The sequence below is a fragment of the Enterobacter sp. BIDMC92 genome, from assembly GCF_001030225.1.
GTDB classification, from domain to species: Bacteria; Pseudomonadota; Gammaproteobacteria; order Enterobacterales; family Enterobacteriaceae; genus Enterobacter; species Enterobacter sichuanensis.
In genome coordinates, this window is the sequence record NZ_KQ087598.1 from 2,240,001 (window position 1) to 2,260,378 (window position 20,378).

Genomic DNA, 20,378 nt, shown 5'->3' on the forward strand with positions numbered 1-20,378 from the left:
TCAGGCCCTCTTCAGCGCGTTGACGTGACGCAGAAAGTCCTGCCGCACCTCGTTGCTCTTGTAGTTCACCGAGGCGTTCCCGTCCTGGTCGATGATGATGCGATCGCCATCTTCGACAGCTTCAATAATTTCCTGCTGACTCATGACCTGAAGTAAGGATTCGGGGCTGGAGAAAAGTGAGAGAAAGAAGCGTTTCATGTCAGGCATCCTTATGAATTAAAAAGAATAAGCCTGGAAGATGGCCGGTGAGTTTGCCTTAAGGATTTCCTGAAAGTGAAAGCCGGATGGCGGCTACGTCTCACCCGGCCTACAAAGCTCTCAATTGAATGAAGGTTCATCTCATTGAAAGTATTAGAAAATAAAAAATAAATTTGCACAAACTTGGACAAATAACGTTAATTGTGTAAGTTTTAATTATGCGATTACGCCACGTTGTTTACAGCCAGGATGTGACCCATGAGCACTTTGCCCTCTGTCGTGAGTCGGTTTGTTGAGTACTACGCCGCACTGGATAGCCAGCCGCCCTCGGCGCTGGTGGGGCTTTATCACTCAAATGCGACGCTTATCGATCCCTTTGGCGAGCATGACGGGCTTTTCGCGCTTCAGCGCTACTTCACCCATCTGCTGGCCAACGTTGAGCATTGCCGCTTTACCATCGATGACCCACTGTGCGGCGAAAACCGGTTTGTGGTCACCTGGGTGATGCACTGGTCGCACCCGCGCATTGCCGGAGGAGAGCCGCTCGAACTGCCGGGGTGCTCAGTGGTGGAGACGGAAAACGATCTCATCACGCGCCAGCGGGATTACTACGATGCGGGAGAGATGATCTACGAACATCTTCCTCTGCTGGGCTGGGCGGTTCGCGGCGTCAAGCGCAGGGTGAAATCATGAAGACGGTGCTGATTACCGGCGCCAGCTCGGGCATAGGGGCTGGGCTTGCGAAATCCTTTGCCGCTGACGGCTACCATGTGATTGCCTGCGGACGCGATCCGGCGCGCCTGGAAGCGCTGCATCAGACCTGCCCCAATCTCACCGTTCGCCTGTTCGATATGACGGACCGGGACGCCTGCCGACAGGCGCTGACCGGCAGCTACGCCGATCTGATTATTCTCTGCGCCGGTACCTGCGAATACCTCGACGGTGGCGTGGTGGATGCGGCGCTGGTGGAGCGGGTGATGGCAACCAATTTCCTTGGCCCGGTGAACTGCCTTGAGGCACTTCAGCCGCAGCTGGTTGCCGGCAACCGCGTGGTGCTGGTGAGCTCAATGGCCCACTGGCTGCCTTTTCCCCGTGCGGAGGCCTATGGTGCCTCCAAAGCGGCGTTGAGCTGGTTTGCCGAGAGCCTGCGCCTGGACTGGGAACCAAAAGGGATTGCCGTCACGGTTGTCTCGCCAGGCTTTGTGGATACGCCGCTGACGCGGAAAAACGATTTTGCCATGCCGGGCAGGGTGAGCGTTGACGAAGCGGTGAAAGCGATCCGTATCGGGCTGGCGGCAGGAAAAATGCATATCGCGTTTCCTGTCGGTTTTGGCCTCATTTTGCGGCTGCTCGCCGGGCTGCCTGCTTTTCTTCAGCGCACGCTGCTGCGCAGGATGGTGCGTTCATGAAGATTGCGATTATTGGCAGCGGCATTGCCGGGCTGACCTGCGCCTGGCGGCTGGCCGGACATCATCAGGTTACCCTGTTTGAAGCGGGAGCCGTGCCAGGAGGCCATACCGCAACTGTGGATGTGGCAACGTCGCAGGGCACCTGGGCCATCGATACCGGGTTTATCGTCTACAACGACCGCACCTATCCGCGCTTTATGGGTCTGCTCAGCGAGCTGGGCATCAGCGGGCAAAAAACGCAGATGAGCTTCTCGGTACACAATCCTGCGACCGGGCTTGAGTACAACGGCCATACCCTGACCTCGCTGTTTGCCCAGCGTCGAAACCTGTTGAATCCGAGATTCTGGCGGCTGCTGGGCGAGATCGTTCGCTTTAACCGTCTGGCGAAAGCGGCGCTGGAGGGCGAGGGGGATCCCAACGCTACGCTGCAGACGTTTCTGGACCAGCACGCTTTCACGTCGTTTTTTGCGCGCCACTATATTCTGCCGATGGGGGCCGCCATCTGGTCATCGTCGCTGCAGGAGATGAAGCGTTTCCCGCTGCCGCTCTTTTTACGTTTCTTCCAAAACCACGGGCTGCTGGATATCACCCATCGCCCGCAGTGGTACGTCGTCCCGGGGGGCTCGCGGGAGTATATCCGCGCCATGCTGGAAAAACGGGGTGACCGTCTGACGCTGCACCTGAACGCGCCGGTGAAGCGCGTGAGCCGCCATGAGCGCGGGGTCACTCTCCAGCTCGAAAACGGTAGCCATACCTTCGACCAGGTGATATTTGCCTGCCACTCCGCCCAGGCGCTGGCCATGCTTGCCGACCCGACGCAGGCGGAGCGCGAGGTGCTGGGTGATATCGGCTGGCAGCGCAACGAGGTTGTATTGCACAGCGATCCGCGCTGGCTGCCGGTGCGCAAGCGCGCGTGGGCCAGCTGGAACTACCGTCTCAGCGAGCAGGAGCAGGCCAGCGCCTGCGTCACCTACAACATGAACATCCTGCAGGGGCTGCCTGCGGGCAGCCCGCTGTTCTGTGTCACTCTCAACCCGGAAAGGCCGGTGGACGAACGTTTCGTCTGGCAGCGTTTTGTGTATGAACATCCGCTGTTTAACCCGCAAAGCTGGCGGGCGCAGGCGCGCCGCCCAGAGATCAACGGTCAGCGGCGAAGCTGGTTCTGCGGGGCTTACTGGTACAACGGTTTTCATGAAGACGGCGTGCGCAGCGCGCTGGACGTGGTCAATGCGATAGCGGCCGGACAGGGGAACTGAGATGAACAGCTGCCTTTATCACGGCGTGTTACGCCACCGCCGCCTTCAGCCGAAAACGCATGAATTTCGCTACACCGTCTTTATGGCCTGGCTGGATCTGGATGAACTGCCGCTGCTGGCGTCCGTTGGCGTGCGGCGCAATCGCTTTGCCGCCGCCTCGTTCCATGACGCCGACTATCCGCTCGGCACGCCGCTTAAAGAGAACGTGCTGAGCAGGCTGGAGAGCCTGACCGGAGAACGACCTGACGGGCGGGTTATGCTCCTGACCCAGCTGCGTTACTTCGGGTTTCATTTTAATCCGGTCAACTTTTACTACTGCTATGACGGAAAGGGGACGCTGCGCTGGGTACTGGCGGAGGTTCGTAATACGCCGTGGAATGAACGCCATTACTATGCCGTCAACGGACAGGATGCGCAGCCTACGGAAAAGGCGTTTCACGTTTCCCCGTTCAACCCGATGGACATGATCTACCACTGGCGCTTCAACACCCCGGACAACACGCTGCATATGCACATTGAAAATCATCAGGATACAAAGGTGTTTGACGCCACCCTGGTGCTGCGTCGGGAGCCGCTGACCCGCACGACGCTGCGCGTACTGCTGCTGCGCATCCCGCTCATGACCCTGAAAACCGTATTCGCCATTTACTGGCAGGCGCTGAGGCTGTGGCTCAAGCGCGTGCCGCTGTATAACCATCCCTTCAGCAGGAGTGAACGCTCATGACCGATCCCGTCTTTGCGCTTGAACCCGATATTCCGCGCAACGTCCGCATCGCGCGCTGGCTGCTTTTCAGGCTGTTAAGCGGCATCCGCGGCGGCTCGCTCACCCTGCGTGAAGGGGCGCAGAGTTTCCATTTCGGCGAAACATCCTCCGCGCTGCATGCCGACGTGCAGATCCTGACGCCCGGGGTCTACTGGCGTGTCTTAACGGGCGGGAGCCTTGCCGCAGCAGAAGCCTGGATGGACGGCGAATGGGAGACCGCGCAGCTTACGCCGCTGCTGCAAATCCTGGCTCTCAACGGCGAGGTTCTTGGCCGTCTGGAGAAAGGCTTTCGCCTGCTCGGCAGGCCGCTTGAGCGGCTACGCCACTGGACGCGGCGTAACTCCCGTGCCCAGGCGCGGGAAAATATCGCCGCCCATTACGATCTGGGCAACACCTTTTACAGCCATTTTCTGGATAAGGAGCTGCTTTACTCCAGCGCGCTGTTTACCGCGGATGAGCAGGATCTTACCGCGGCACAGCAGGCCAAAATGGCGCGCCTGTGTGAACAGCTGGCGCTGAGTCCGGGGGATCACCTGCTTGAAATAGGCACCGGCTGGGGGGCAATGGCGGAATACGCCGCCCGGCATTATGGCTGTCGGGTGACCACCACCACGCTTTCGCAGGAGCAATACGTCTGGGCAACCGAGCGGATTGCCCGTGCGGGGCTGCAGGACCGGGTCGAGGTGCTGCTCTGCGACTATCGCGACCTGACCGGGGAGTACGACAAGCTGGTCTCAATAGAGATGATTGAAGCCGTCGGGCAGCGCTATCTGCCCACGTTCTTCCGCACCTGTCAGGCGCGGCTGCGGCCGGGAGGACGGATGGCGATTCAGGCCATCACCATTCAGGATCAGCGCTATCGCGACTACAGCAAAAGCGTCGATTTTATCCAGCGCTACATTTTCCCCGGCGGCTTCCTGCCGAGCATTACCGCGATGAATGAGCTGATGACGCGCCACACCGACTTTGTGGTGCGCAACCTCTTCGACATGGGGCCGGACTACGCCCGCACGCTGGCCCACTGGCGGCAGCGTTTTGTCCATGCCTGGCAGGAGATTGAAAAGCTCGGCTTTGATGACCGGTTCCGCCGGATGTGGCTGTATTACTTTGGCTACTGCGAAGCCGGGTTTAACGCCCGCACCATCAGCGTGGTGCAGCTCACCGCCGAGCGCGTATGAGACGTTACCTTCAGGTTTTCCTGCTGGCCGTCGCGTTCGATCTTTACTGGGCGCTGGTGGTGCTCTTTCGCGAACAGGGCCTGATTCTGTGGCTCGCGCTGGCGATCCTGGCGTGTCTGCTATTGCCGTCGGTATACCGTCCTTACGCCATTGGGCTGGCGGCGGCGGGCAGTTTGCTGGACGCGCTCTGGGCCCTGACCGGGCTCATTGACTTCGCGGGCGAGTCGCTGATGCCGCTATGGATGGTGGCATTGTGGCTGATGTTCGCCACCGTCTGGACGCAGCTGACGCGCACCACCACGTTGCCCGGCTGGCTGCTGACGCTGCTTGCCGCCGTGGGAGGGCCGGTGGCCTATCTGTTCGGCGAGCGGCTGGGCGCCATCACGTTTCTGGAGCCGACCGTTATCGTCGTCGGCTGGATGGTGCCGGGGTGGCTGGTGTTGATGCTGTTTTACCACCTGCTGATGGGGAGACAAAAATGAGAACTGCGGTACTGCTGCTTTGGCTCTCGCTCGTCGCGCCCGAGGTCCTGGCGGCAGACTGGCTGGCCTGGCGTAAGGTAGGCGACGCCACGCTCACCTGGGGACCTTTCACCGTCTATACCTCCCAGTTGCGCACCCCGGACGGGCGTTACGGTCGGGAGAACCAGGATCAGGCGCTGATTATTACCTATGCGCGCGATATCGATCGCGAGGCGTTGGTTGAAGCGACCCGCGACCAGTGGCAGGCGCAGGGGATCCTGCAACGGGAACCCCGAAGCGAAGCCTGGTTACAGATGCTGCGCTCTCTGTGGCCGGATGTCCGGCCGGGCGCACAGCTGGCGTTTGTGCTCGACGACGGGCAGGGGCAGTTCTGGTATCGCGCGTCAGCAGCGCAAAAAGCCTTTATTCCACTCGGACCGCGTCAGTCAGAAGCCTTCAGCACCCGCTTTCTGGCCATCTGGCTGGGTCCCCGCACGCAATATCCTGAGCTGCGTCAGCAGTTAATCGGAGGCCAAAAATGAAACGTTTCCTGACCCTGGCGCTGGCATTGACGATGCTGCTGGCAGGCTGTAGTACCGAGGTGGCCGAGTATCGCCAGCAGCAGCCGCGGCTGGATATCTTCCAGTACTTTCAGGGCAAAACCGAAGCGTGGGGGATGGTGCAGGATCGCAGCGGCAAACAGATCCGCCGCTTTCACGTGGAGATTGCCGGGGATGTTATCGGCGATACGCTGACCCTCAATGAACACTTTGTCTATGACGACGGTGAGAAGCAGCAGCGGGTATGGCATATCCGGCGCGTAGGGAACGATCGTTACGAGGGCACGGCGGGGGACATTGATGGTGTCGCCACGGGGCAGGCAGCGGGCAACGCCTTTAACTGGCATTACAGCATGAATGTAAAAGCCAACGGGAGCACCTGGCGACTGACGTTTGACGACTGGATGTACCTGCAGGACGAGACCCATCTGTTTAATAAAACGGAGATGAAGAAATTTGGCGTCACCGTCGCCACCGTGACGCTGTTCTTTACCCGTAAGACATGAGTCTAGTCGCGGGCGCGGTGGGTTTTACTGCCCGAGTAAATGAACCAGAGCGCAATACCCAGGCAGACTACCGCCCCCAGACGACTTGTTGAAAACGGAATGGCAGAATTACCCAGCCAGCCAAAGTGATCAATCAGCATGCTCATCGCGAGCTGGCCGAAGATCACCGCCACCGTGGCGACGGCGGTGCCGATCCGCTGCACGGCCAGCACCATTATCACGATATAGGGCACGCCGAACATCGCGCCGAGGAGTTGCCATTTTGGCACGTCCAGCAGCGTAATGGCCTGCTTAGGCTCAACGAAGAAAATCAGCAGGGCGGTCACCAGCGCGCCGACGGAAAAAGTCAGAAACGCACTTTTAAATACGCCCACGCTGCTGCCGAGCTGTCCGTTGATTGCAGCCTGGATGCTCAGCGTCGCGCCGCCGCAGACGGCCAGAAGGATCATAATCAGTGTCATACGTTACCCCTGTGCGACCAGAACCAGTGCCGCAATGATGAAACCCAGCGCGATAATGCGTTTCGCGTTTATTCTCCTGTGCGGTGTCCCCAGCAGACCATAGTGGTCAATGATCAGGCTTTTAAAGACCTGACCGGCCAGAATGCCGATCATGGTCATGGCGATGCCGATGGCGGGTGTCGCAACGGTCAGAATGACCACATACACAGGGCCAAGCACGCCGCCGAGCAACTGCCAGCCGGGCTGAGCAAAAAACGACGGGCTATTGCGAGGGCTAAAAAACAACATCAACAGAAACGTTAGCGCGGCACCGAAGCCAAAAATGCTGAACGTCGCCCATAAATCCCCAACTTCACTGCCCAGCGGACCGAGCAACCCCGCCTCAACGGACAGGCCCATCCCGCCGGCAATCACCAGTAAAATCAAAACAAACTGCATATCTTTCCTCCATTTCAGGGGAAGAAGATTACGTCGCAAGCTTAGTGAGAAAAATGCCATAATGCAGTAAACACCTTTGCAAGGTATGCATTAATGGTCGACGCCAGTAACATCAATATCCGCGCGCTGCTGATCTTTATTGACGTGTATGAAGCGCAGAACTTCTCCGTCGTCGCGCGCAGGCAGGGGATCTCGGCCTCGCAGATATCCCGCGTGATCCATCAGCTTGAAGATGCGCTGGGGCAGCAGCTTTTCTATCGCAATACGCGGGCTGTTATCCCCACGGAAAGTGGCCATCTTTTTATTCGCTATGCCCGTTTGATGGCGGAAAACCTGGAAGAGGCGCGACGGGAGCTGGACGCCCGCGCGGTGGAGCCGTCTGGCGTAATCCGTATTAACGGACCGGTATTTTTCGGCCAGAAGCACATTGCACCGGGGCTTCCCGGTCTGGCGGAACGTTACCCCCGACTCAGCGTAGAGCTGACGTTGACCGATGATTTTATCGACCCGCACCGGGATGCTGCCGACGTGATCTTCCGCATTGGCGTGCTGACCGACTCCTCTTTTCGCGCCCGGGTGTTTGGTCAGCAGGTGTATCACCTGGCCGCATCGCCAGAGTACCTGCGTAAACACGGTGCGCCGGACGGTCCCGACGAACTGACCCGGCATCACTGTCTTGTTTATCGCGGATCGTCGGGGCCTAACCGCTGGCTGTTTCGCAGGCCGGGCGAGGCGTGGATGCACTATCCCGTTACGCCACTGATGACCTCAAATAATGCGGAAGCGTTACTGGCGGCGGCGCTGGGCGGAATGGGGATTGTGTTGTTTCCGGACTGGCTGCTGAGCGAGCCCCTCCAGCGCGGCGAGCTGATCCCGCTTCTGCCCGCGCTGGAGTGCGCCATTAATACGGAACAACAGGCTATCGCGGCGATTTATCCTGATGCCCGACATCCGCCCCTGAACGTCAGGGCGGTGATTGATTATTACGTCGAGCGTTTTGGTTCGCCGCTGTACTGGCAAGCGTAAGGGGATTACGCGCCGAGCTCCTGGCGGATAATCTCTGCGCCGGCGCTGAGCGCTTTCAGCTTCCCGTTAGCAACCTGGCGGGAGAGAGGGGCCATGCCGCAGTTGGTGGAAGGGTAAAGCTTGTCGGCATCAACGAACTGCAGCGCTTTACGCAGCGTATCGGCCACTTCCTCCGGCGTTTCAACCGTGTTGGTTGCCACATCAATCGCGCCCACCATCACTTTTTTACCGCGGATCAGCTCCAGCAGATCCATCGGCACGCGAGAGTTGTGGCACTCCAGGGAGATGATGTCGATGTTAGAGGTCTGCAGCTTCGGGAAGGCCTCTTCGTACTGTCGCCATTCTGAACCCAGCGTCTTTTTCCAGTCGGTATTGGCTTTGATGCCGTAGCCGTAGCAGATGTGTACCGCGGTTTCGCATTTCAGCCCTTCGAGGGCGCGTTCCAGCGCGGCGATGCCCCAGTCGTTGACCTCGTCAAAGAAGACGTTAAACGCCGGTTCGTCAAACTGGATGATATCGACGCCTGCGGCCTCTAACTCTCTCGCCTCCTGGTTGAGGATTTTGGCAAATTCCCAGGCCAGCTTTTCGCGGCTTTTGTAGTGCGCGTCGTAAAGGGTGTCGATCATGGTCATCGGCCCCGGCAGGGCCCATTTGATCGGCTTATCCGTGAGCTGGCGTAAGTATTTGGCATCGTCCACGAAGACCGGTTTCTGCCTGGCGACGGCAGAGACCACGGTCGGCACGCTGGCATCATAGCGGTTACGAATGCGCACCGTCTGGCGGTTCTCAAAATCAACGCCGCTCAGGTGTTCAATAAAGGTGGTGACGAAGTGCTGGCGGGTCTGTTCCCCGTCGCTAACGATATCAATTCCCGCGCGGATCTGCTCATCCAGCGATAAGCGCAGCGCATCCTGTTTACCCGCCAGTAATTCCTGATCCTGTAATTTCCACGGTGACCAGAGCGTTTCAGGTTGCGCAAGCCAGGTCGGCTTAGGCAGGCTGCCAGCGGTGGACGTCGGGAGCAATGTTTTCATAATAAAAGACCTTTTTGGATGAATTAAAGCGTGTAGTTATCAGACCACTGCTCAAGAATATGTTTGTAAGGCTTAATAAAGTATTCTTCGGTAAACCGACCCTGTTCAATGGCCAGGCGGCTTCGCTCTTCACGGTCATACACAATTTTGGTTAATGAGTGATCCTGCTGGTTCAGATCCGGTCGATAGCACAGGCCCGCCGCCGAGTTGGCGTTATAGATCTCCGGGCGATAAATTTTCTGGAATGTTTCCATCGTGCTGATGGTGGCGATCAGTTCCAGATCGGTGTAATCATTCAGCAAATCTCCGGTAAAGAAGAATGCGAAAGGCGCCACGCTGTTTTCCGGCATGAAATAGCGCACGTTCAGACCCATCTTCGCGAAGTACTGTTCCGTTAAGGATTCGCCCTCCGGCAGATACTCAATGCCCAGAATGGGGTGCTGGTTGCCCGTGCGGCGATAAGTATCCTTGCTGGAGACGCTCAGGCAGATCACCGGTGCTTTTCTGAAGTTCTCTTTGTATTCAGGTGAATTCACAAAGTGGCGGAAAATATTGCCGTGCAGTTCGCCAAACTTTTCCGGAATAGTGAAGTGTTGCTGGTTCTTGTTGTGTTCCAGCAGCAGGACGCTGAAATCATAATCCCGCACGTAAGACGAGAAGTTATTGCCGACAATCCCTGGAGTACGCAGGTTGCGTTTTTTGTCGATAATATACGTTTGCAATATCTCAATGGCCGGGAACGGTTTTTCCGCGCCGATATTGAGGTCGACAGAGATGATTTCCAGTTCAACCGCGTAGCGATCGGCGTTGGGGTTATCCCAGCGCGCCAGGGCGTTGAAGCGGTTGTTGATCATCACCAGCGTATTGCGCAGGTTTTCCTGACGCTTTTCCCCGCGCGCCAGGTTGGCAAAGTTGGTGGTGGTACGCGTGTTTTCTGACGGGTTGTAATTCTCATCGAAGCAACTGCGCTTAAGGGTATATGTGAAAGCTTTGCTCATGTGGTTATGCATCCTAAGTTCATGTTGCCAAGAAGTTACCGATGCATAATTTATGCCTGAGCCCGCGGCACAGGGGAAGTGACTTAATTTCAACGCAACATGAGGGAAGTTCATGATGCTGATCACATATTCTGACCGTGTCAGGTCATCATGATTTTTTTAGCGAAACAGATGGCTTCTTGCCTGCCGATGTAGGGGCCATAGTTGTCGATCGCACGGTAGCCATTGCGCTCATAGAAGTTCACAGCACGCCTGTTCACTTTCCGGGTTTCAAGCCAGATTTCACCGTAGCCTAAACGTTGCGCAGAGGCTTCAAGGAAAGCCAGTAAAGCCTGACCAATTCCGGGTTCGCTTCTGTCTGAATACATGCGCTTTAGCTCGGCAACCTGTTCGGTAAGCGGGCGCAATGCCGCACATCCTACGGCATCACCTGTTGCATTTCTGGCGATAACCCACACAGCGCGTTCACCCTTCATTGAGTCAACTGCAAAATGACGCGTACCGCTATCCCCGGTGATCGTTGCCAGTTCTGATGACAAATTTTCAATCAAACGCAGGGATTCACAGGCATGCAGGTCTGCGGTGTTAATCGTTATCATGGGATGGTTCCATTGCGGATTGTTTACAGCCGTTAAATTATCAGACAGTTAGGGTGACTTGCCCTATGTTTTACTTATGTTTCGGCTCGCGCGTAATGACGCTATAATCCCCAAAATTTCCAACCGGTTTAGAAATAATCATGACAAAACTCACCTTACAAGAGCAGATGCTGAAAGCAGGCTTAGTCAGCAGCAAGAAAGCGGCGAAAGTGCAGCGCACGGCCAAGAAATCACGCGTTCAGGCGCGTGAGGCCCGGGAAGCGGTCGAAGAGAATAAGAAAGCGCAGATCGAGCGTGACAAGCTGCTGAGCGAGCAGCAGAAGCAGGCCGTGCTGGCGAAAGAGTTCAAAGCGCAGGTGAAGCAACTGATTGAGATGAACCGCATCACCGTGGCGAAAGGCAATATCACCTTTAACTTTACCGACGGTAATGTGATCAAAAAGCTCGAAGTTGATAAGCAGACGCAGACTCAGCTGATCAACGGCCGTCTGGCGATTGCCCGCCTGGTCATCAACGCCAGCGGCGACTGTGAATACGCGATTATTCCGGCGGTGGTGGCCGATAAAATTGCCCAGCGCGATGCCGACAGCATTGTGTTAAACAGCGCGCTCAGTCAGGACGAGCAGGACGAAGACGATCCGTACGCGGACTTCAAAATCCCGGACGATTTGATGTGGTAAATCACCGTCAGAACGGGGCGGCGTGACGGGCGTTAACCGGCTCACCGCTCACGGGATGAATAAAATTCAGAACGCTTGCATGCAGCATTAGCCGCGGTGCCGTTTCGGTGCCCGGCACGTTAAGCCCGCCATACAGATCGCACCCCAGAATTGGGTGCCCCAGTTGCTGGCAGTGAATACGCAACTGATGGGTGCGCCCGGTCTCCGGGGTCAGCGTTACCCGTGTTAACGGTACGCCCGTCTCCTGATAAAAACGTTCTACTACCCGGTAGCGGGAGCGAGCCGGTTTTCCGGTTGTAGCGCAGATCGACATTAACGGGAACAGCGCCGGGTCTTTGGCAATGGGCGCGTCTATGACTCCCTCATCGTTTTCCAGATGTCCGCAAAGCAGGGCGCTGTAACCTTTCTCCACGCTGCGCTGGCTAAACTGCTGGCAGAGCGCAGCGTTAATGGCCTTATTGCGCGCAACCACCATCAGCCCGGACGTGCCGAAATCCAGGCGATGCACCAGCGTGCAGTCGGGGAAGGTCTGAACCAGACGATAGTGTACAGAATCGCGGTTTTGCGGATTTTTGCCCGAGAGGCTGAGCAGACCGGAAGGCTTATTGATCAGCAGCAGATGTTCATCCTGCCAGAGGATCGCAATGTCGTCGTGACACGGTGGGGCAATAAAAGAATCAATAATCGCAGACATCAGGCCGCCGGGCTGGAGAGTGGGAGCGGATGATAACGAAATGCGGGGAAAAGAAAAACCCTCCCACCGGGCGGTGAGAGGGGGAAATCTTAAGCGGCAACCAGACTGTCGATTGCGGCTTTCGCGTCGGTCTGCGCTTTGGTCGCCACTTCAGGACCGTAAGCGATACCTTCAGCGAACACGAAGTTCACGTCAGTGATGCCGATGAAGCCCAGGAACAGGCTCATGTACGGCGCTACCAGGTCGGTTGGGGTATCTTTGTGGATACCACCACGGCTGGTCAGCACGATAGCGCGTTTACCTTTCACCAGACCTTCCGGGCCATTCTCGGTGTAACGGAAGGTTACGCCAGCGCGAGCCACCAGGTCGAAATAGTTCTTCAACTGGGTCGGGATGTTGAAGTTGTACATTGGGGCGTTGATCACGATAACGTCGTGCGCCTGCAGCTCAGCAATCAGCTCGTCGGACAGGGCCAGTGCTTCCTGCTGACGTGGGCTCAGCGGCGCATCGCTCGGACGCAGCGCGCCAACCAGCTCGCCATCCAGCACAGGAATCGGGTTTGCAGCCAGGTCACGCACGGTGATTTCGTCAGCGGAATGCTGTTCACGCCACTGTTCAACGAAGTAATCAGACAGCTGACCAGACTGAGAGTACCCTGCCAGAATACTGGATTTCAAAACTAATACTTTGCTCATGGGTGATTCCTGTTGTTGCATTTGATTGAAGGGGGTTGCCCCGTTGCTTGTTGACACTCTATTCACAATCCTGCCACAGAGATAGCGCAATATATCGAAGTCTATGTTCGAATTTTTTGAATAAGGCGCGAAAGGCGTCAATGTGGTACTCTATAGCAATCATTAAAAAGAGAGTTTATCAGGGCGTGTACTGCCCTTTAACGCTATGACAGAACAACAAAAATTCACCTTCCCGATGCTCCTGCAACAACTCGATTCTCTGACGCTGCGCGACAAACAGCGCTTCGCCAGGCGTCTGCACGGCGTGAAGAAGGTTAAAAATCCTGATGCACAACAGGCCATTTACCAGGAGATGGCGAAAGAGATTGAACAGGCAGCAGGGAAAGTTGTGCTGCGCGAAGCCGCGCGTCCGGCGATTACCTACCCGGAAAACCTGCCCGTCAGCCAGAAAAAACAGGACATTCTTGAGGCCGTGCGCGACCACCAGGTGGTGATTGTCGCAGGCGAAACCGGTTCGGGAAAAACCACCCAGCTGCCGAAAATCTGTATGGAGCTTGGGCGCGGGATCAAAGGGCTGATTGGCCACACCCAGCCGCGTCGTCTGGCGGCGCGTACCGTCGCGAACCGTATTGCAGAAGAGCTGCAGACGGAGCCGGGCGGCTGCATCGGCTACAAGGTGCGCTTCAGCGATCATGTCAGCGATAACACCATGGTCAAGCTGATGACCGACGGTATTCTGCTGGCGGAAATTCAGCAGGATCGCCTGCTGATGCAGTACGACACCATCATCATCGATGAAGCGCACGAGCGCAGCCTGAACATCGACTTCCTGCTCGGTTACCTGAAAGAGCTGCTGCCGCGTCGTCCGGATCTGAAAGTCATCATCACCTCCGCAACCATCGACCCGGAACGCTTCTCGAAGCACTTCAACAATGCGCCGATTATCGAGGTGTCAGGACGCACTTATCCCGTGGAAGTGCGCTATCGCCCGATCGTCGAAGAGGCGGATGATACCGAGCGCGACCAGCTGCAGGCTATTTTTGATGCCGTTGACGAGCTGGGCAACGAAAGCGCGGGCGACATCTTGATCTTCATGAGCGGCGAGCGTGAAATCCGCGATACCGCCGACGCCCTCAGCAAGCGCGACCTGCGCCACACGGAGATCCTGCCGCTATACGCACGTCTGTCGAATAGCGAGCAGAATCGCGTCTTCCAGCCGCACAGCGGACGCCGCATCGTCCTGGCTACCAACGTGGCGGAAACCTCGCTCACCGTGCCGGGGATTAAATACGTTATCGATCCGGGTACGGCGCGCATCAGCCGCTACAGCTACCGCACCAAAGTCCAGCGCCTGCCGATTGAGCCCGTCTCCCAGGCCTCCGCCAATCAGCGTAAAGGCCGCTGCGGGCGTGTGTCGGAAGGGATCTGTATTCGCCTCTATTCCGAAGACGATTTCCTGTCGCGCCCGGAGTTTACCGACCCGGAAATTCTGCGCACCAACCTGGCGTCCGTTATCCTGCAGATGACTGCCCTGGGGCTGGGCGATATCGCGGCGTTTCCGTTCGTCGAAGCGCCGGACAAACGCAACATTCAGGACGGCGTACGTCTGCTGGAAGAGCTCGGGGCGATCACCACCGACGAGCAGGCGACGGTCTACAAGCTGACGCCGCTGGGCCGCCAGCTCAGCCAGTTGCCGGTCGACCCGCGCCTGGCGCGTATGGTGCTGGAAGCGCAGAAACACGGCTGCGTGCGCGAGGCGATGATCATTACCTCGGCGCTCTCCATTCAGGATCCGCGCGAGCGTCCGATGGACAAACAGCAGGCCTCTGACGAAAAACACCGCCGCTTCCACGATAAAGAGTCCGATTTCCTCGCCTTCGTGAACCTGTGGAACTACCTCGGCGAGCAGCAGAAAGCGCTCTCCTCGAACCAGTTCCGTCGCCAGTGTCGCGTGGATTTCCTCAACTACCTGCGCGTGCGCGAGTGGCAGGATATCTACACCCAGCTTCGCCAGGTGGTGAAAGAGCTGGGGATCCCGGTCAACAGCGAACCGGCGGCGTACCGCGAAATCCATATCGCGCTGCTGACCGGCCTGCTGTCCCACATTGGGATGAAAGACGCCGAGAAGCAGGAGTATACCGGCGCGCGCAACGCCCGTTTCGCCATCTTCCCGGGTTCCGGCCTGTTCAAGAAGCCGCCGAAGTGGACCATGGTCGCGGAGCTGGTGGAAACCAGCCGCCTGTGGGGACGCATTGCCGCGCGTATCGATCCAGAATGGGTTGAGCCGGTGGCGCAGCACCTGCTGAAGCGTTCGTACAGCGAGCCGCACTGGGAGCGCGCGCAGGGGGCGGTGATGGCGACCGAGAAAGTGACCGTTTATGGTCTGCCGGTGGTGGCCGCGCGTAAGGTCAACTACAGCCAGATCGATCCGGCGCTGTGCCGCGAGCTGTTTATCCGCCATGCGCTGGTGGAGGGCGACTGGCAGACGCGCCACGCGTTCTTCCGTGAAAACCTCAAACTGCGCGCCGAAGTGGAAGAGCTGGAGCATAAATCCCGCCGCCGCGACATTCTGGTGGATGATGAAGCGCTGTTCGAGTTTTACGACCAGCGCATCAGCCACGACGTCATCTCCGCCCGCCACTTCGACAGCTGGTGGAAGAAGGCCAGCAAAGAGACGCCGGATCTGCTCAACTTCGAAAAGAGCATGCTGATTAAAGAGGGGGCGGAGTCGGTCAGCAAACTCGACTACCCGAACTTCTGGCACCAGGGCAACCTCAAGCTGCGTCTGACCTATCAGTTTGAGCCAGGGGCAGACGCGGACGGCGTGACCGTCCACATTCCGCTGCCGCTGTTAAACCAGGTGGATGAGAGCGGGTTTGAATGGCAGATCCCTGGCCTGCGTCGCGAGCTGGTGATTGCGCTGATCAAATCCCTGCCGAAACCGGTGCGCCGCAATTTTGTGCCTGCGCCAAACTATGCGGAAGCGTTTTTAGGCCGCGTTACGCCGCTGGAGCTGCCGCTGCTGGATGCGCTGGAGCGTGAGTTCCGCCGCATGACCGGGACCACCATTGACCGCGACGACTGGAACTGGGATCAGGTGCCCGATCACCTGAAAATCAGCTTCCGCGTGGTGGACGACAAAAATAAAAAGCTGCTGGAAGGGCGTTCGCTCGGCGAGCTGAAAGAGGCGCTGAAAGGAAAAGTCCAGGAGACGCTCTCTGCGGTGGCGGATGACGGCATTGAGCAGAGCGGGCTGCATATCTGGAGCTTTGGTCAGCTTCCGGAAAGCTACGAGCAGAAGCGCGGTAACTACAAAGTGAAGGCCTGGCCGGCGCTGGTGGACGAGCGCGACAGCGTGGCGATCAAGCTTTTTGATAACCCGCAGGAACAGCAGCAGATGATGTGGCGCGGGCTGCGTCGCCTGCTTCTGCTGAACATCCCGTCGCCGATCAAGTATCTGCACGAGAAGCTGCCGAACAAAGCCAAGCTGGGGCTGTACTTTAACCCGTACGGTAAAGTGCTGGATCTGATTGACGACTGCATCTCCTGCGGCGTGGACAAACTTATCCACGAGGCGGGCGGCCCGGTCTGGACGGAAGAGGGCTTTGCCCAGCTTCATGAAAAAGTGCGTGCGGAGCTGAACGACACCGTGGTGGACATTGCGAAGCAGGTGGAGCAGATCCTCACCACCGTGTTCAACATCAACAAGCGCCTGAAAGGGCGCGTGGATATGACCATGGCGCTGGGGCTGTCAGACGTGAAGGCGCAGATGGCGGGGCTGGTGTATCGCGGGTTTGTTACCGGCAACGGCTTTAACCGTCTCGGTGATACGCTGCGTTATCTTCAGGCGATTGAAAAACGTCTGGAGAAAATGGCCATCGACCCGCATCGCGACCGCGCCCAGATGCTGAAAGTGGAAAGCGTGCAGCAGGCGTGGCAGCAGTGGCTGAACAAGCTGCCACCTGCGCGCCGCGACGATGAAGACGTTCGGGGGATCCGCTGGATGATTGAGGAGCTGCGCGTCAGCTTCTTTGCCCAGCAGCTCGGTACGCCGTATCCGATTTCGGATAAACGTATTCTGCAGGCGATGGAGCAGATTTCCGCTTAAAACCCTTGCCCGGTGGCGCTGCGCTTACCGGGCCTACGGGAGAACAGGTAGGCCGGGTAAGGCGTAGCCGCCACCCGGCTGGTTATCGTTCTACAATCGCCAGCGTAAACCCATCCCACCCCTTAACCCCCACCGTTTGCAGTGCGGTGGCGGTTAAGCGCGGGTTATCTCCAGTCATCTCGATAAACCGACGCACGCCCTGCACCCGCGCGTCGTCGCTTTGCCCGTTAATCACTTCGCCCTCGCGCACCACGTTATCGCCGATGATCAACGTACCCGGACGGGAGTAGTGCAGCGCCCATTCCAGATAGCCGGGATTGTTTGGCTTATCGGCATCAATAAAGATCAGGTCGAACGGCGGAATGTCACCGAACTTTTCAAGAGAGTTCAGGGCCGGGCCTTCAATCAATTCAATGCGTTCGTTCAGCCCCGCGAGGTTGATATTCTGGCGCGCAACGTCGGCATGCGTAGGATCGGCCTCAAGCGTAATCAGCTTTCCGTCCGGCGGCAGCGCGCGTGCCATCCAGATAGAGCTGTAAGCCCCCAGTGTACCGATCTCCAGAACACGCCGCGCCTGCGTCATGCGCACGAACAGCGCCAGCAGTTGACCCTGATTGGCCGCTACATCATGTTCGGGGAGTCCGGCGCGTTTGTTATTTTCCAGGACCTGATTAAGGATGTCATCTTCAGGAATAAGCGACGAAATCATGAAATTATCGACTGCAGACCACTGTTGTTGCATACATTGACTCCTTGCGGGTAATCGCCGGGTGACGGCTGCGCCTTACCCGGCCTACGGGACGAAATCCAGGCCCGGTAAGCGCAGTGCCACCGGGCAGGTCTTCAGGCACTGACCCAGCCGCCGCCCAGCGCTCTGTACAGATCAATCTGCGCCAGCAGCAGGTTATTTTTCACCTGCACAACGCTGGTCTGGACCGAGAACAGCGTGCGCTGCGCATCCAGCACGTCGAGATAAGATGAATAGCCGTTGCGATAGCGGTTCTGCGCAATGCGCAGGGTCTCCCGGGCGACATCTTGCTGGGCAAGCAGCTCCGTCAGCTGTTCCTGATAGCGCATAATGGCATCAAGGCTGTTGTTTACTTCGGCAAACGCGTTTCGCACGGTTTTCTCATAGGTGTACAGCGCCTGGTTACGCTGGGACTGAGAAATATCCACCTGCGCATTCAGCGCCTGACGGTTCAGGAGCGGGGCGAGAATACTTCCCCCTGCGCTCCAGAGCTGCAGCGGGTTATCCAGCAGGCCGGAAAGCGTGCGATCCTGTATCGATCCGCTTGCGGTGAGATTGATCGACGGCAGCAGGCTGGCACGCGACGCGGCAAGCGAGGCATCCGCTGCCACCAGCTGTCGTTCGGCCTGGACGATATCCGGGCGGCGGTTCAGCAGCGCAGATGGAAGCTGTGACGGCAATTTCAGCGGTGTCAGCGCCGCAAAACTTTCGCTGCGCGCCACGTCGCCCGGGTTACTTCCCAGCAGCAGGCTCAGGGCATTCTCCTGCTGTGCAATCTGATGCTGCAGCACCGGAACCTGCGCCCGGGTTGAACGGAGTTCGGAATCCGATTGCATCAGCTCCAGGCGCGAGCTGTAGCCCGTCTCAAACTGACGCTTCGCGAGGTTAAATGCCTCTTCGCGTGATTTCAGCGTGGACTCGGTTACCCGCAGCTGTTCGTCAAGGGCGAGCAGGGTGACATACCCGGATGCCACGGACGACGCGACGGTTAAATCCGCGGCGGCAGCGGCGGCTTTTTGCGCCTCCAGCGAGGCTTCGGCAGCACGAGACGTGCTGCGGTTGACGCCCCAGATATCCACGTCATAGCTCGCCGTCAGGCTCCCTCTGTACAGCGTGCCGTAAACCGGCAGCCCGGTCGCGGCGGACTGCGAACGGGCGCGTGTCCCGGTTATGCCGGCATCGAGCGAGGGAAACAGGCTGCCGTCGGCAGCATAAACCCGCGCCTGATACTCGTTTATCCGTTCGCGGGCGATCAGAACATCGCTGTTATGCCCAAGCGCCTGGTCCACATAGCGGTTCAGGTGGTTATCATGAAAATTGCGCCACCAGAGCTGCTCCGTCGGGCTGGCAGGGCCGGAGACAGTGCGCCACTGGGTGGGGATGTGCAGCGTCGGCTGAGCCGGTTTGACATCAACGGACTGGCATCCGGCCAGCATGACCGCCACCACCAGTGCGGCTATCGGGCGAAGGATCATTACTTCGCCTCCCGCGTATCAATGGTCACCTGTACCGACATGCCCGGACGCAGCAGCGCGGAATCTTCTGGCTTACCGAGCACCTCAATGCGCACCGGAATACGCTGGGCAATTTTGACAAAGTTCCCGGTGGCGTTATCCGGCGTGATGGCGCTGAATTCTACGCCGGTTGCCGGAGAGATACTCTCCACGCGGCCCTGATAGGCTTTGTTATTGAGGGCATCGACGGTGAATTTCACCGGCTGGCCGACGCGCAGCTCCGCGAGCTGGGTCTCTTTAATATTGGCGATGACCCAGTGCTGCGGCGGCACCAGGGTGGTGAGGTGGGTCCCGGCGGCCACATACGCCCCGAGACGCACGGCGATCTGACCGAGCTGGCCGTCGCGCGGGGCCACAATACGGGTGTTTTGCAGGTCGATCTGCGCCAGCTCAAGCGCCGCTTTCGCGTTTTCAACATCCGCTTCCAGCGCACCGTGGTTCACTATCACCGTCTGCAGATCCTGACGCGACATCTCAAGCGCGGCTTTCGCCTGGTCGATATCCGCGCTCCCCTGGGCGGCGCTGGCCAGCGCCGCGTCGCGTTCACGAATGGAAAGCGAACCGTCAGCCGTCAGCTCTTTCACCCGCTTTAAATCCGCCTGGGTTTTCAGGCTCTGGGCGCGGGCATTTTTCAGCGCAGCGTCATTTTTGGCGATGACGGCCTCAGCGCTTTTACGCTGCTGCAGATTGTTATTCAGGGCGGCAATTTTCATCGCCAGCTGGGCCTCGGCCTGATGCACCCGCTGACGATAAATACGGTCATCAATCTGCAACAGCAGATCGCCTTTTTTGACCTGCACAAAGTCCTGAACGTGCACCTCAGTGATATAACCGTTCACCTGCGGGCTGATAAACGTCGTCTGGCCGCGCACGTAAGCGTTGTCGGTAAACTGGGCATGGCGGGTGAATGGCGGGAGTTGCCACGCGTAAAGGATCACCAGCACGCCGACGATACCGATGGCGGCGGCAGTGAAAACGGAAACAATGCGCACATTTTTGCGGGTGTTGGCCTGCTCTTTGGCGGCATCCTGCTGACTCATAAACTCTCCAGA

At 58.1% G+C, this 20,378-nt stretch carries 22 protein-coding genes; 11 read left to right on the forward strand and 11 right to left on the reverse strand.

Features of this window, described 5'->3' with window-relative positions:
- The gene (locus SP99_RS10465; protein ID WP_008502331.1) at positions 1–198 is read right to left on the reverse strand and encodes a hypothetical protein; all 198 of its coding nucleotides are present in this window, start codon (positions 196–198) and stop codon (positions 1–3) included.
- Positions 199–456: 258 nt separating this feature from the next.
- Between SP99_RS10465 and SP99_RS10470 the strand changes: the two genes are divergently transcribed.
- From SP99_RS10470 to SP99_RS10505, 8 genes are read left to right on the forward strand one after another with little or no spacing between them, the layout of a single operon-like run.
- Positions 457–891, forward strand: coding sequence for a nuclear transport factor 2 family protein (locus tag SP99_RS10470; RefSeq protein ID WP_025757930.1), 435 nt, complete (start codon positions 457–459; stop codon positions 889–891).
- A complete protein-coding gene (locus SP99_RS10475) occupies positions 888–1,607 on the forward strand; it encodes an SDR family NAD(P)-dependent oxidoreductase (protein ID WP_047958518.1) in 720 nt (239 codons plus the stop codon). Before SP99_RS10470 ends, SP99_RS10475 begins: the two co-directional genes overlap by 4 nt.
- Positions 1,604–2,863, forward strand: a complete 1,260-nt coding sequence (locus SP99_RS10480; protein WP_047958519.1) for an NAD(P)/FAD-dependent oxidoreductase — start codon at positions 1,604–1,606, stop codon at positions 2,861–2,863. The genes SP99_RS10475 and SP99_RS10480 overlap by 4 nt, the downstream gene beginning before the upstream one ends.
- Position 2,864: 1 nt before the next feature.
- The gene (locus SP99_RS10485; protein WP_047958520.1) at positions 2,865–3,587 is read left to right on the forward strand and encodes a DUF1365 domain-containing protein; all 723 of its coding nucleotides are present in this window, start codon (positions 2,865–2,867) and stop codon (positions 3,585–3,587) included.
- Entirely contained in the window at positions 3,584–4,804 is a 1,221-nt protein-coding gene (locus tag SP99_RS10490) for an SAM-dependent methyltransferase (protein WP_025757924.1), read from the forward strand. The genes SP99_RS10485 and SP99_RS10490 overlap by 4 nt, the downstream gene beginning before the upstream one ends.
- Positions 4,801–5,286, forward strand: coding sequence for a DUF2878 domain-containing protein (locus SP99_RS10495; RefSeq protein WP_047958521.1), 486 nt, complete (start codon positions 4,801–4,803; stop codon positions 5,284–5,286). Before SP99_RS10490 ends, SP99_RS10495 begins: the two co-directional genes overlap by 4 nt.
- A complete protein-coding gene (locus SP99_RS10500; RefSeq protein WP_047958522.1) occupies positions 5,283–5,807 on the forward strand; it encodes a chalcone isomerase family protein in 525 nt (174 codons plus the stop codon). The genes SP99_RS10495 and SP99_RS10500 overlap by 4 nt, the downstream gene beginning before the upstream one ends.
- Positions 5,804–6,331, forward strand: coding sequence for a DUF3833 domain-containing protein (locus tag SP99_RS10505; protein ID WP_045284326.1), 528 nt, complete (start codon positions 5,804–5,806; stop codon positions 6,329–6,331). Before SP99_RS10500 ends, SP99_RS10505 begins: the two co-directional genes overlap by 4 nt.
- A 2-nt stretch (positions 6,332–6,333) precedes the next feature.
- On the opposite strand, the gene SP99_RS10510 is transcribed toward SP99_RS10505, so the two are convergent.
- Together SP99_RS10510 and SP99_RS10515 are read right to left on the reverse strand one after the other, a co-directional pair.
- The gene (locus tag SP99_RS10510) at positions 6,334–6,792 is read right to left on the reverse strand and encodes a DMT family transporter (protein ID WP_025757920.1); all 459 of its coding nucleotides are present in this window, start codon (positions 6,790–6,792) and stop codon (positions 6,334–6,336) included.
- A 3-nt stretch (positions 6,793–6,795) separates the two neighbouring features.
- Positions 6,796–7,230 (reverse strand): DMT family transporter, encoded by a 435-nt coding sequence (locus tag SP99_RS10515; protein ID WP_047958523.1) that lies wholly within the window; start codon positions 7,228–7,230, stop codon positions 6,796–6,798.
- A gap of 93 nt (positions 7,231–7,323) precedes the next feature.
- Between SP99_RS10515 and SP99_RS10520 the strand changes: the two genes are divergently transcribed.
- On the forward strand, positions 7,324–8,256 hold the full coding sequence (locus SP99_RS10520; protein WP_047958524.1) for a LysR family transcriptional regulator: 933 nt from the start codon (positions 7,324–7,326) through the stop codon (positions 8,254–8,256).
- Between the two features lie 5 nt (positions 8,257–8,261).
- Here the strand turns inward: SP99_RS10520 and SP99_RS10525 are convergent, their stop codons facing one another.
- The 3 genes from SP99_RS10525 to SP99_RS10535 form a co-directional block, all read right to left on the reverse strand.
- Positions 8,262–9,290 (reverse strand): methionine synthase, encoded by a 1,029-nt coding sequence (locus SP99_RS10525; RefSeq protein WP_047958525.1) that lies wholly within the window; start codon positions 9,288–9,290, stop codon positions 8,262–8,264.
- A gap of 23 nt (positions 9,291–9,313) precedes the next feature.
- Complete coding sequence (locus SP99_RS10530; protein ID WP_047959804.1) at positions 9,314–10,288, reverse strand: DUF1852 domain-containing protein; 975 nt, start codon at positions 10,286–10,288, stop codon at positions 9,314–9,316.
- 140 nt (positions 10,289–10,428) lie between these two features.
- Positions 10,429–10,887: a GNAT family N-acetyltransferase gene (locus tag SP99_RS10535; protein WP_047958526.1), complete on the reverse strand. Its 459-nt coding sequence runs from the start codon at positions 10,885–10,887 to the stop codon at positions 10,429–10,431.
- Between the two features lie 140 nt (positions 10,888–11,027).
- Between SP99_RS10535 and SP99_RS10540 the strand changes: the two genes are divergently transcribed.
- Entirely contained in the window at positions 11,028–11,567 is a 540-nt protein-coding gene (locus SP99_RS10540; protein ID WP_025757909.1) for a DUF2058 domain-containing protein, read from the forward strand.
- Between the two features lie 7 nt (positions 11,568–11,574).
- Here the strand turns inward: SP99_RS10540 and SP99_RS10545 are convergent, their stop codons facing one another.
- The gene (locus tag SP99_RS10545; RefSeq protein ID WP_047958527.1) at positions 11,575–12,261 is read right to left on the reverse strand and encodes an RluA family pseudouridine synthase; all 687 of its coding nucleotides are present in this window, start codon (positions 12,259–12,261) and stop codon (positions 11,575–11,577) included.
- An 89-nt stretch (positions 12,262–12,350) separates the two neighbouring features.
- Positions 12,351–12,956: an FMN-dependent NADH-azoreductase gene (gene azoR / locus SP99_RS10550; protein WP_025757907.1), complete on the reverse strand. Its 606-nt coding sequence runs from the start codon at positions 12,954–12,956 to the stop codon at positions 12,351–12,353.
- A gap of 205 nt (positions 12,957–13,161) precedes the next feature.
- Here azoR and hrpA point away from each other — a divergent pair, with 205 nt between their 5' ends.
- Positions 13,162–17,064, forward strand: coding sequence for an ATP-dependent RNA helicase HrpA (hrpA, locus tag SP99_RS10555; RefSeq protein WP_047958528.1), 3,903 nt, complete (start codon positions 13,162–13,164; stop codon positions 17,062–17,064).
- Between the two features lie 82 nt (positions 17,065–17,146).
- On the opposite strand, the gene SP99_RS10560 is transcribed toward hrpA, so the two are convergent.
- From SP99_RS10560 to SP99_RS10570, 3 genes are all read right to left on the reverse strand, one after another.
- Entirely contained in the window at positions 17,147–17,806 is a 660-nt protein-coding gene (locus tag SP99_RS10560; protein ID WP_047958529.1) for an O-methyltransferase, read from the reverse strand.
- Between the two features lie 101 nt (positions 17,807–17,907).
- Positions 17,908–19,287, reverse strand: a complete 1,380-nt coding sequence (locus tag SP99_RS10565; protein WP_047958530.1) for an efflux transporter outer membrane subunit — start codon at positions 19,285–19,287, stop codon at positions 17,908–17,910.
- Positions 19,287–20,366, reverse strand: coding sequence for an HlyD family secretion protein (locus SP99_RS10570; protein WP_047958531.1), 1,080 nt, complete (start codon positions 20,364–20,366; stop codon positions 19,287–19,289). Before SP99_RS10570 ends, SP99_RS10565 begins: the two co-directional genes overlap by 1 nt.
- Positions 20,367–20,378: the final 12 nt, after the last annotated feature.